Annotated in this window: 9 protein-coding genes and 1 tRNA gene; 6 read left to right on the top strand and 4 right to left on the bottom strand. The window is 43.8% G+C overall.

Going from position 1 to position 11,813, the window contains the following annotated elements:
- Window positions 1-166: 166 nt before the first annotated feature.
- On the top strand, window positions 167-1,939 hold the full coding sequence (locus PNUC_RS05720; RefSeq protein ID WP_048812100.1) for a ShlB/FhaC/HecB family hemolysin secretion/activation protein: 1,773 nt from the start codon (window positions 167-169) through the stop codon (window positions 1,937-1,939).
- 24 nt (window positions 1,940-1,963) lie between these two features.
- Window positions 1,964-2,260: a hypothetical protein gene (locus tag PNUC_RS05715; RefSeq protein WP_011902934.1), complete on the top strand. Its 297-nt coding sequence runs from the start codon at window positions 1,964-1,966 to the stop codon at window positions 2,258-2,260.
- A gap of 5 nt (window positions 2,261-2,265) precedes the next feature.
- Here the strand turns inward: PNUC_RS05715 and PNUC_RS05710 are convergent, their stop codons facing one another.
- Window positions 2,266-3,651 carry a phosphomannomutase/phosphoglucomutase gene (locus PNUC_RS05710; protein WP_011902933.1) on the bottom strand — a complete coding sequence of 462 codons (1,386 nt, stop codon included), beginning with the start codon at window positions 3,649-3,651 and terminating at the stop codon, window positions 2,266-2,268.
- Between the two features lie 60 nt (window positions 3,652-3,711).
- Complete coding sequence (gene pgi, locus PNUC_RS05705) at window positions 3,712-5,244, bottom strand: glucose-6-phosphate isomerase (RefSeq protein ID WP_011902932.1); 1,533 nt, start codon at window positions 5,242-5,244, stop codon at window positions 3,712-3,714.
- Between the two features lie 137 nt (window positions 5,245-5,381).
- On the opposite strand from pgi, the gene PNUC_RS05700 reads away from it, so the two are divergent.
- The 4 genes from PNUC_RS05700 (at window position 5,382) to mdlC (ending at window position 9,408) form a co-directional block, all read left to right on the top strand.
- Window positions 5,382-6,518 carry an NAD(P)/FAD-dependent oxidoreductase gene (locus PNUC_RS05700; protein ID WP_011902931.1) on the top strand — a complete coding sequence of 379 codons (1,137 nt, stop codon included), beginning with the start codon at window positions 5,382-5,384 and terminating at the stop codon, window positions 6,516-6,518.
- Window positions 6,519-6,552: 34 nt separating this feature from the next.
- Window positions 6,553-6,642: transfer RNA gene (locus PNUC_RS05695), tRNA-Ser, on the top strand.
- A 540-nt stretch (window positions 6,643-7,182) separates the two neighbouring features.
- Window positions 7,183-7,599 (top strand): hypothetical protein, encoded by a 417-nt coding sequence (locus PNUC_RS05685; protein WP_143070036.1) that lies wholly within the window; start codon window positions 7,183-7,185, stop codon window positions 7,597-7,599.
- Window positions 7,600-7,806: 207 nt separating this feature from the next.
- Window positions 7,807-9,408, top strand: a complete 1,602-nt coding sequence (gene mdlC / locus PNUC_RS05680; protein ID WP_011902929.1) for a benzoylformate decarboxylase — start codon at window positions 7,807-7,809, stop codon at window positions 9,406-9,408.
- A 168-nt stretch (window positions 9,409-9,576) separates the two neighbouring features.
- Here the strand turns inward: mdlC and PNUC_RS05675 are convergent, their stop codons facing one another.
- Together PNUC_RS05675 and PNUC_RS05670 are read right to left on the bottom strand one after the other, a co-directional pair.
- Window positions 9,577-10,494, bottom strand: coding sequence for a hypothetical protein (locus PNUC_RS05675; protein WP_011902928.1), 918 nt, complete (start codon window positions 10,492-10,494; stop codon window positions 9,577-9,579).
- Between the two features lie 43 nt (window positions 10,495-10,537).
- The gene (locus tag PNUC_RS05670) at window positions 10,538-11,773 is read right to left on the bottom strand and encodes a patatin-like phospholipase family protein (protein ID WP_011902927.1); all 1,236 of its coding nucleotides are present in this window, start codon (window positions 11,771-11,773) and stop codon (window positions 10,538-10,540) included.
- Window positions 11,774-11,813: the final 40 nt, after the last annotated feature.

Genomic DNA, 11,813 nt, shown 5'->3' with positions numbered 1-11,813 from the left:
TTCACCTGACAGGTGAATGGAGTTCACGGTAATGCACCTGCTGTTAGCATTGAGCGCCTTATGGGCTATAGGCTGCTAACAATGAGTAGTTTTTAAGGCTTATGCGATAATTTACTTAATATATTCAATAGCTTAATTCACTTAAAGCTCTTTTTCGACGCTAGTTTTGACTTTACGAATCACCACATCTAAATCTAAATTAGTCATTGGCTTGCTAGGGCTTGTGACATGTACTTGGTCGTATCAAGTATTCGGACAGGTCGATGCTGGAGCGCTGCAACAGGGTCTTGAGCAGCAATTACCATTGCCATCCCCTTTGGCTTTGCCTGAGCCTAGTAAAGCTGCGCCAGTTCAGCCTAGCGCTCCCAAACAAGGGGAAGTGCGTTTCACGGTCAAGTCATTTGTACTGGAGGGTGTCAATATTCTTCCTGAGTCTGAAGTGCAGTTAGCGATTCGTTCTTGGGTTGGGGTGCCAGTTAGCTTTGATGATCTGCAAAGAGCATGTGATGCCATTCAAAATTTATATCGCAGTAAGGGTTACACGGTTCAGGCAATATTGCCACCACAAAAGATTGCGGATGGCATTGTAAAAATATTAGTTACCGAAGCAAAGTTGGGAAAAGTGGTCGTAGAAAATCCTAAAGGACCAACTCGCTTCAGTAAAGAACGAGCAGCAAGCTACATTACTTATGCCAATCCCATTGGTGCTCCATTGAGCATGCCTGCGATTGAGCGAGCTGTAACCATCTTGAATGAAACACCCGGCGTTATCGTTCTGAGCCAATTAGAACCTGGTGATAAGGACGGTGAGTCAGATTTACGCCTCCAATTAACTCAGCCCGATCTCGTGCAAGGACGTGTTGAAGCCAATACCTATGGCAGTAGAACAACAGGCGCGAATCAGGGTATTGTCGCCTTAAATCTGAATAACCCCATTGGTATTGGCGAATCTTTTTCTTTAAATGGAATCGTGTCGCAAGGCTCGCAATATATTCAGGGGGCGATTTCCGCACCAGCCTCACCTGATGGCTTGCGTTTAGGTCTTGCAGGTACCTTCCTAAATTATAAGAATGTTAGTAACTATGCCTATAACGGTGGTGCAGGCTCGGCCTGGACAACCGGTGTTAGTGGTGCATATCCTTTGATCCGAAGCCCAGGAGCTAACCTAAATGGATCTGTTAACTACGATATCAAGAGCTATAACAATACAAATTTCATCACTGATAGCGTTATTAGTGCCTACAACATCAATAATCTCTCTGCGGGGCTATCCGGAAATCTAGCTGATGACATTGGGTATGGCGCCATCAATACTGGTTCTGTAACCATGGTTCTAGGGCACCTCGATATTCAGGCGACTAGCCAATCTGGTTATGGACTGTACGCAATTCCGGACACAACTCCCACAGCTTATGGAGTTGTGACCCCATCTAATTTTGCCAAGTTAGCATTCTCGGCTAATCGTACTCAGCAACTAGATCAAAGTGGTAATACGAATTTATATGCCGGTGTGTCTGGTCAATTTGCATCAGTCAATTTAAATACGGCGGAACAAATTTACCTTGGCGGTCCTTATGGAGTTCGTGCATATCCGGTAGCACAATCAGGGGGCACTCAAGGTGGATTATTCACTGTTGAACTGAGGCATCGTATTTATGAAAAGTTTACTTTGTCTACCTTCTTTGATGGTGGTGTAGTTCAGCAATATAAAAATTTATATCCAGGTTGGCAGGGTCAAACTAATGCCAACAATACTTACTCTTTAATGGGGGCTGGTTTTGGTGTGAAGTGGGATTACGAAGGGTGGGGTATCAATGCGATGGTTGCATGGAAGGTTGGTCAAAACCCACTTTATAGTTCTACAGGACAGGCGGTTAATACGGATGGAACAACCACTCAACCTAGGGGTTGGGTAAGTGCAAGTTATAACTTTAATTAAGACTATCAATTCGCAAGGATTCAAATGTCTGAAGATAAAAAAATAGAAGCTAAACCTGAAGATCGGTCTGAGCAAATTCAGGGCCGTAGTATTTTTATTGTAGAAACCACTCCAAGCGGTGTTCAGGTAAAGACGGGGTTTCTTGCTGAAGATGGAAGGGTATTAGAGTTGCCAGCTATATTTCCCACCCAAGAATATGCTTTATCGCAAATAGATGAATTGCGCAAAATCGTGATCCAACACTTTGCGCAAGCCCAGCAGGCTAGCGCATTACATGGAGTTAGCCTAGAAGGCCCATCTCCTGACGATACGATTCAATAGATTTATTAAAACGGCAGCTTTGCATCAGGCTTGGCAGCCAAGAGAACGACTTTAAACTCCGCCTGAATACGTTTAATTGCCTCTTGGCTGTCCGCCTCAAAGCGCATCACTACTACTGGCGTTGTATTTGAAGGACGGGCAAGACCAAAGCCATCAGCATATTCCACGCGTACACCATCAATGGTATTAATAGACTCTGAGCTTGGGAACTTGGCATTGGCTTTGATGACATCCAGCAATGCAAATGGCTCACCTTCAGCGCAGGCTAATTGAAGCTCAGGGGTGCATATAGCATTTGGCAATTCATTTAAGGTTTGGCTTGGATCTTTCTCTTTAGACAGAATCTCCAATAAACGTGCACCAGTGTAGAGACCATCATCAAAACCAAACCAGCGGTCTTTGAAGAAGATATGTCCGCTCATTTCACCGGCAAGAGGGGCGCCCGTTTCTTTGAGCTTGGCTTTCACTAATGAGTGACCCGTTTTCCACATCAATGGTTCACCACCATATTTTTTTACGTAGGTAGCGAGATTACGAGTGCACTTGACGTCATAAATGATCTGACCACCAGGATTACGGGTGAGAACATCTTTCGCAAACAACATCATTTGACGATCCGGGAAAATGACTTGACCATCTTTAGTAACAACACCGAGTCGATCAGCATCACCATCAAAGGCAAGGCCTAATTCATTATCAGTAGTCTGTAGATTTTTTATGAGATCTTGTAGATTCTCAATATGGGCTGGGTCAGGGTGGTGGTTAGGAAATTTACCATCCACTTCGCAGAATAATTCTTGTACTTCACAGCCTAAAGCCCTGAAAAGTTTTCCAGCAAATGCACCACCAACACCATTGCCACAATCGACTGCAATTTTCATAGGTCGAGCAAGCTTCACATCGCCAACGATATATGCCAAATACATCGGGAAAATATCGAAAGTGCTACGTATACCTTGGCCAGTGAGAAATTGTCTCGCTTCAATACGTTTACGAAGTGCCTGAATTTGATCGCCATAAATAGCGGCACCACCCAATACCATTTTGAAGCCGTTGTAATTCGGTGGGTTATGGCTACCGGTAATCATGATGCCTGATTTAGGCCTTTTGCCATCAAGCAATTGGTTGGCGGCAAAGTAGACCATCGGAGTTGCCACCATACCGAGGTCAATAACATTAATGCCCGTAGAAAGCAAACCCTCAGTTAAGGCTTCAATTAAAGCTGGGCCTGATAAACGGCCATCACGACCGATCACGATTTCTGTTTCATTAATCTCGCGCATCTCTGTACCAAACGCTTGACCAATGAGTTTGGCGATCGATGGATCTAATGTCTCATCAATAATGCCGCGAATGTCATAAGCCTTGAAGATCGATGGGGAGAGTTGCATGGAAACCTTTAGATACTGAGGGGTGAAGTAAAACTTTAAATCAATAAATGATTTGTGGTTTTACGAGTGAGAGTTCAAAAAATTAATGCGTGAAGCGGTAATGGTATCAATACCGTCATTTGTTTCAATATGATCAGAGCCGGTAGCAAGAGCCTTTTCAATAGGCTTAGCAAGTACCTTGCCAAATTCAACGCCGGGCTGATCAAAGCTATTGATGTTCCAGAGTGCGCCTAAAGTTGCAGCACGATTCTCATATAGTGCTAGTAGGGCACCAAGATAGAAGGCATTTAGCTCAGGCAGTAGTAGTAGGCTACTAGGACGATTGCCGGGGTAGATATCGTTTGGGTTATCTGCATTCTTGCCATGGGCTAAAGCTTGGGCTTGAGCCAAGCAATTAGAAAGCAGGATACGGTGATGTGCAATCGCTTCAGGGCGATCACTCATCGGTTTACGCACGGCAATAAAATCAATCGGAATGATTTCAGGGCCTTGATGGAAAAGTTGGAAGTAGGAATGCTGCGCATTACTGCCAGCACTACCAAACACCACTGGTGAAGAATGTTTTACTGGTTTTCCATCGCGGCCAATACTTTTACCATTGCTTTCCATATCTAATTGCTGCAACCACTTTGGAAACCAATCCAAAGCATCTGCATAAGGAATAGCGGCATAGGCCTTAATGTCATGTTTATCTTGCTGATATAAAAGTGCGAGCGCCATGATGACAGGCAGATTATTTTCTAGTGATGCATTTTTAAAATGCAAATCCATTGCGTGCGCACCCGCTAGGAATTCTTCAAAAGTCTTAAATCCATACTGAAGAGCAATTGGTAGACCGACTGCTGACCATACGGAGTAACGACCACCGACCCAATCCCAGAAAGGGAAAATATGGTCTTCTTCAATCCCAAATTCTTTTGCAGCAGGGATGTTTGCAGTAACAGCAAACAAGGAGTGATTGATTTGACTCTTAGTAAGCCCATTGGCTTTGAGCCATGCCACTACAGCCTTGGCATTCATCGTGGTTTCTAAAGTTGTAAAGGACTTTGAAACAATAATCACGCGCGTGCTATTAGGTTGAGCACGATCCAGAATGCGAGCTAATTCAGCGGTATCAATATTGGCCAAGAAATGCATGCGCATGCCTCGACAATCAATACCAGGTACATGAGCCAATGCTTCAATGGCTAAGCGTGGACCAAAGTCTGATCCTCCAATGCCAATATGAATCACATCAGTAATGCCAACCCACTTATTGCAAAGTGCTTCAATACGTCGCCATACATTTGCAACGGCTGGCATGACATCTTGGCCGTGGAGCATGACTGGAGTTTTAGATAGGTTGCGTAAAGCGGAATGTAGGGCGGGGCGATCTTCGCTCTGATTGATATGTTTGCCGGCAAACATATCGGTAATAAATTCAGGGACGCCTGCTGAGCGGGCGTTTGCAAATAGCTTCTTCCAGGACTTCTCGTCGATACCTTGGTATGCAGTATCCAGAACTACATCTACAGCAGCATGGGAGCCATTGGGCAGCGTGCCAAGGTCATTTGTGCTGATTGCTTTGGACTGAGAATCGGTAGTTAAAGACATTTCTAGATTTTATCATTATCAATAAGGGGCCTCAAAACCCTTAAAACACTGAAAATGTTAGGATTTCGGTATATTAAGAGTCATAAGAAAGGCCTATTACTGATAGATGGGCTAAGAATAGGATCTGAGGCAGAAAGATGGAGCGCGTAGATTGTGTCGTAATCGGGGCTGGGGTAGTCGGTTTAGCTGTTGCCAGAGAAATGGCACTCCAAGGCCGCGAAACTATCCTGCTAGAGCGAGAAAATGCCTTTGGCACCATCAGCAGCGCCCGCAATAGCGAGGTCATTCATGCGGGGATTTATTACCCCAAGGATTCTTTAAAAGCAAAGCTTTGTGTCAAAGGAAACCACCTTCTCTATGAATATTGCCGCAGCCATCAAGTGGCTACTCAACCCTACGGCAAGCTCATCGTAGCTAGCGATGCATCACAACTAGATGACTTGCAAGCGATTCTGTATAAAGCGCAAAACAATGGTGTTCCAGACATCAAAATTATCTCTGGCGAACAAGCTAAAGCTTTAGAGCCACAGTTGCAATGCGTAGCAGCCATTCTTTCCTCGTCCACTGGCATCGTAGACAGTCATGGATATATGCTTTCTCTTTTGGGTGGCTTTGAAGATGCTGGCGGTATGGTGGCCTATCAATCGCCGCTGATTAGTGCAAAGCCAATTGGGGCGAATGCAGAAAATGGTTTTGAGCTCGAGATTGGTGGACCTGATGGCATGCAATTGCAAGCCAAGTTGTTAATTAACTGTGCTGGTATGAGTGCACCAGCAGTTGCCCAAAAAATTACAGAATTAGCGAAAGATCAAATACCTAAAGCGTACTTCGCTAAAGGTAACTATTTCTCTTTATCCGGTAAATCTCCATTTACCCATCTCATTTATCCCATTCCAGAGCCTGGCGGGCTCGGCGTCCATCTCACTTTAGATATGGGTGGTCAAGCCAAGTTCGGTCCAGATGTAGAGTGGCTTGATATTGAGTCTGAGGAGCAAATTGATTACACAGTAGACTTAAAAAGAGGGGATGGCTTTTATGAAGCCGTACGTCGTTATTGGCCCGGCCTCAAAGATGGTGCTCTTCAGCCAGATTACTCTGGGGTTAGGGCAAAAATAGTCCCACCCAACAGCCCCGCAGGAGACTTTTGCTTTAATGGCCCAACAGATCATGGGCTGCAGGGCTTATTCAATTTATACGGCTTTGAGTCCCCCGGGTTGACCTCCAGCCTTGCTATTGCCAAGCATTTAGAGGGTCAAATCAAAAGTTCTTTATAATCTATGGCTTGAATCGAATCTGATTCAAGCAAATGGAAGAGTGGCAGAGCGGTTGAATGCACCAGTCTTGAAAACTGGCGAGGATGAAAGTCCTCCGTGAGTTCGAATCTCACCTCTTCCGCCAATTCAATAGGTATTACAAGGGTTTGTGGCAATACAGCGGCCTTGTTACCAAAATCTTCACAAAAGCCATCCTCCGGGGTGGCTTTTTTATTCCTAGCAATTCATAATTTAAGCGAAAAATTGATCCCAATGCCGATTAGGGGAATCTAACCATGTTTAAAAAATATGTTTATTTGCATTCAGTACTAGCTTAGCTTTATCCGCTCTTGGGCAGTCAGATTCAAATACTCAAAATCTCAAAGATCGTGTCGATCAAAGAGCTACTTCGAGGGGCGATAACATAACCAAACAAGATGTCAGGGAGACTGTTCGCGATACACCGGGAAAAGCAAGCGCGCCTGTTGGACCAAAGCTTACTGCATGCCCTGGGGAATTTGCTTTCTGTGGCTCTTCAACTTGTAAGCCAACTGGTAAAAAAATTGCTGTCAATGTTGGTGGTGATCACAGAACTAAAAATTATCCTGAGGCAGTTTGCGAGTGCCCAATTATCACTAAAGAAATTGCTGATAAGAATGGGATAGCGCTTGAAGGATTGGCTGGCTTGAATGAAGGAAACATGAAAGGGTCTTGCGCACGCACTGGCCCAGATAGAATTTGGTCGTTAATGGGTTTAGAAACAGTGTTTCCAATGGAGAGCGCAACACCTAAATGGCAACCTGGAACAGCTGGGTATCAATCCTGTCCTCAGGGTACAAAAACAACTAATTGCTGGAGCTTTGACTGCAAAGTAAATCCAAAGCCAGTTAAAACTACAAAATCCGATGGGCAAGAAATGCTCGTGCGGACTGCTACATGTTCTTGCGCTATTTTTGATGCCTATCTAGGTCACCATACAGGCCCTGAATCGTATATGGCAACTGGTGCCGGTAGCCATTACAACAATCCATCAGCAGCATGCTCTCAATATCCAGTTGGTGCCGAAACCGGCCAAAATACTTGGACTGGAGAAGTGCAATAAAACTTTTTTCTTTTCAAGCGGGTTTAATATTTACTAACAAAAACCCCATGCCCTTAAGCATGGGGTTTTTTGTTTTATACGCGAGGAATATTTGGTATTAGACTTTAATTACAAAAAGCTTATTTTTGGTCATCATCATGAATCAATGGTTTATATTAGCTTTAAAGCTAACTTTAACTATATACAGCACCCCATAGAAAGAGTACTATGCGCACAGTAAAAGAAATCACATTTGATTTATTGCGAAAGCTTCAGGTAACCACAGTAGTTGGTAATCCTGGTTCTACTGAAGAAACATTTCTCAAAGATTTTCCATCTGACTTTAATTATGTATTAGCTCTTCAAGAGGCTAGTGTGGTCGCTATTGCAGATGGACTTTCTCAAAGTTTGCGTAAGCCGGTCATTGTGAATATTCATACTGGAGCTGGACTAGGTAATGCGATGGGGTGTTTACTCACTGCGTATCAAAATAAAACGCCTCTCATTATTACTGCTGGTCAGCAAACTCGTGAAATGCTCTTGAATGAACCTCTGCTAACCAATATTGAAGCTATTAATATGCCCAAGCCTTGGGTGAAATGGAGCTATGAGCCAGCAAGACCGGAAGATGTGCCTGGTGCTTTCATGCGGGCCTATGCAACTGCGATGCAGCAACCCCAGGGCCCCGTATTTTTATCTCTCCCTCTAGACGATTGGGAAAAATTGATCCCTGAGGTCGATGTTGCACGAACTGTATCCACTAGACAAGGGCCCGATCCGGACAAAGTGAAGGAATTTGCCCAGCGTATTACCGCTAGCAAAAACCCGTTGTTAATATATGGCTCAGATATTGCTAGAAGCCAAGCATGGTCTGACGGCATTGCATTTGCAGAGCGCTTAAATGCACCTGTGTGGGCTGCTCCATTTGCTGAGCGCACCCCCTTCCCAGAAGACCATCCTTTATTTCAAGGAGCGCTTACTTCGGGTATCGGTTCGCTGGAAAAGCAAATTCAAGGCCACGATCTGATTGTTGTGATTGGCGCGCCAGTCTTCCGCTATTACCCATGGATAGCAGGGCAGTTTATTCCTGAAGGCTCAACATTATTGCAGGTAAGTGATGATCCGAATATGACATCGAAAGCAGTGGTTGGTGATAGCTTGGTAAGTGATAGCAAACTATTTTTAATTGAGGCCTTAAAGCTTATTGATCAGCGCGAAAAAAATAACACGCCTCAACGATCTCCTATGACGAAAGAAGATCGCACGGCAATGCCTTTAAGGCCTCATGCCGTACTTGAGGTTCTGAAAGAAAATTCACCCAAAGAGATTGTTTTGGTGGAAGAGTGCCCCTCGATTGTTCCTTTGATGCAGGATGTGTTCCGCATTAATCAACCGGACACTTTTTATACCTTTGCTTCTGGTGGTTTGGGGTGGGATTTGCCTGCTGCAGTAGGCTTGGCTTTAGGTGAAGAAGTATCCGGTAGAAATAGACCTGTGGTTACTCTCATGGGTGACGGTTCTTTCCAGTATTCGGTTCAAGGGATATATACGGGTGTTCAGCAAAAAACACACGTAATTTATGTTGTGTTTCAGAATGAGGAGTACGGCATATTGAAGCAATTTGCTGAGCTAGAACAAACACCGAATGTTCCTGGATTAGATTTACCGGGCTTAGATATTGTTGCGCAGGGCAAGGCTTATGGTGCTAAATCTTTAAAAGTGGAAACTCTGGACGAACTAAAAACTGCTTATCTAGAAGCTTTGTCATTTAAAGGAACTTCAGTCATCGTTGTTCCTATCACCAAAGAATTAAAGCCTTTATTTGGGTAGTATCCATCGAGGGTAAAGGTAAATCGTTTACAAAAAATGTATAACCCCGGCGCATTGGCTGGGGTTATACATTTTCAGGTTACAGAATTTATTGCTGACTAGGAGTGCTCGATCGTCATTATGGGCACCCTTAAATTCGGGGGTATATTTTCTTTGATGGAGTTGGCATTAAAGAAGCAAAAGATACTTTTGAAGTTCATTTATAGAAAAGTCTAAGTAATGAGCCTCTTTATCTGATACTCCATAACTTAGAGTAATTATTTCGTCTGATACGCAAAGGCCTGTTGCAAACTCTAAACCTCTTTGTTGAATAAAAAATGGCCTGCTTATTTCTAGAATGTTGAACTCGTTATCAAGCATTACAAAACTATGTCGATAATATCTTTGATCCAACATGATTGGTTCGTAATGCCCAAGGCAAATATGTTTATCTTTAATCGTGATGAAGGGTGTTCCGCCCCTTAACTTAATTTGGCTGCTGCTAGTTAGCACACCCTTTTTTAGCAGTATTTGGTTGCCTCTTATCTCAAGGCAACTCAACGGATCGAGTCCATAGAAAAGATAAAGGTTATGATTTGAGACTAATGGAGCCCAATTTTTTTCACAATCTGAATTTGTGGGAGAGCTCAGCCAGATAGCATTGACAATCGTATTTTGCTTTATTTCAATAATAATTTGCTTTGGCTTATAAATCCCCCCGGGAAATGAAAGGCCCGCGCAAATGCCATATAAAGCCCCATCTATGACAAAAAGTCTTATATCTTCAAGTCCACAATCTGCAATCCCAGTTAATTTTCTTGTGGCGAAATCATTTAGAGGTGATGTGGTGATTAAATTATTATCTTTATCGCAGATAAAAATAAGGTTTTCTGTGTTTGGGGCACTTGTATATTCGTATCTTAGTCCACCATTAATTGTTTTTAAGGAAGAGCGCCTAGCAATGAAGATTTTTTGATTTCCCAGCCATGTGACTGAGGGGTTAAAGATCGTATCTTGACCTAATAATATTTGATATTTGGAGGCTACTATATTTTCAGTAAGCAACTCAGTCTTAAGAATAGTTTCTAGGTTTGGCGGGGCTGTCATATTAATTCTGGGAGGTATGTGAGAATGGTAGCCGTATGTATTGCTATTGAATTTTTTTCATCTGCATCTTTTCTCCATCGGCATCATAGGCACCTTTAAATCCTGGCGGATATTTGCTCCAAGGGTAGCCCTTAATAGCGTGTTCGTAGCCATATTGATAGAGAGCATTCATATACTTCGTGTCAAATTCTTCAGTATGAGGCTCATTAAAGTCTGAACCAATATATGCAAGATTGAAGCCGACGTTATCGCTTTGCGCCGTGTTGTAGATACGGTAGAGATCGCCAATCCCTTGAGTTTGTATGAGTTGTGAGATTGCTCTGCCTGCAACACTCAGGGTGCGGCGTTCTGTTTCATTCCAGCGGGGATCTAAACGCGAGTTGCGGATAATGTACACCTGGCGTTTAGCGCGGCGCTTAATGCCTAATTCGTTTGCTTTTACGGCTGCAGCAGCAGGGTACAAAAAGACTTGGGTGCTCGCACCACCATCAACATGCATCTCTTGAAATACTTGCTCATCTACCAAGAAATCAAACATGACGGGTGGGAATGCGCCTGGAATAGATGCTGAGGCCAGCATGATGCGTCTAAACAGCTCAAGAGCTTCTGGAGTGCCAATACTGGCAATACGCCCCATATTCCAAATAATGGGCTGACCCGCATCAATATTGGTAGTGCCAACTAAGAGCCAGCGGCCATTCGTTGTGTATTCATAGGCAATTTTTTTCAGAAAATTGGCATCAACGTATTTTGAGATCAATGTATAGAGTGGGGTGGAGTCTGCAAGACCATCGCTAATGATGCCGGATAGAATGCCGCGCTCTATATACACATCAGTTGGTTTGATGCTGGTGTAAACCTCTTTCAATATTGGGTCATATTCTTTACCAAGGTAGGCAAAAGGAGCAATCAGTGCGCCAGTACTAATTCCGGTAACTAAATTAAATGTCGGTCTAGAGCCCTGTTGGGTCCAGCCAACCAAGAGACCAGCTCCAAAGGCACCGTCATCACCACCTCCAGAAAGGGCTAGGTAATTGGCGTCGCCATCAAAAGCATTTTTCCCACGAGATGATTCCAGCGCGACAACATCTTGAACCAGGGCATCGACTCCAGTTTGAGTGGAGACAAGGTAGCGAACACTCGGTAAGCCTGCAATATGAGCCTTGCTTAAGGATTGAGCTGGAACGGCTGCTTTTCGCTCTAAGCCAGAACATCCACAAAGTAGAAGGATTAAGGTAAGGCACGAAGCTAAGAGTGAGCGCATGATTTGACTGGACATAGTGTGGTTTCATTGTAAGGCTCATAAAGTGATTTTTGCT

This window comes from Polynucleobacter asymbioticus QLW-P1DMWA-1, assembly GCF_000016345.1.
GTDB classification, from domain to species: Bacteria; Pseudomonadota; Gammaproteobacteria; order Burkholderiales; family Burkholderiaceae; genus Polynucleobacter; species Polynucleobacter asymbioticus.
Note: the sequence above shows the minus strand (reverse complement) of the source record. Positions and strands in the feature narration are given on the sequence as shown.

Bases quoted from the DNA above. Each gene is read 5' to 3' on its own strand.
- mdlC (WP_011902929.1), top strand. From the start codon at position 7,807: ATGCGCACAGTAAAAGAAATCACATTTGATTTATTGCGAAAGCTTCAG.
- PNUC_RS05700 (WP_011902931.1), top strand. From the start codon at position 5,382: ATGGAGCGCGTAGATTGTGTCGTAATCGGGGCTGGGGTAGTCGGTTTA.
- PNUC_RS05710 (WP_011902933.1), bottom strand. From the start codon at position 3,651: ATGCAACTCTCCCCATCGATCTTCAAGGCTTATGACATTCGCGGCATT.
- PNUC_RS05715 (WP_011902934.1), top strand. From the start codon at position 1,964: ATGTCTGAAGATAAAAAAATAGAAGCTAAACCTGAAGATCGGTCTGAG.
- PNUC_RS05675 (WP_011902928.1), bottom strand. From the start codon at position 10,494: ATGACAGCCCCGCCAAACCTAGAAACTATTCTTAAGACTGAGTTGCTT.
- PNUC_RS05670 (WP_011902927.1), bottom strand. From the start codon at position 11,773: ATGTCCAGTCAAATCATGCGCTCACTCTTAGCTTCGTGCCTTACCTTA.
- pgi (WP_011902932.1), bottom strand. From the start codon at position 5,244: ATGTCTTTAACTACCGATTCTCAGTCCAAAGCAATCAGCACAAATGAC.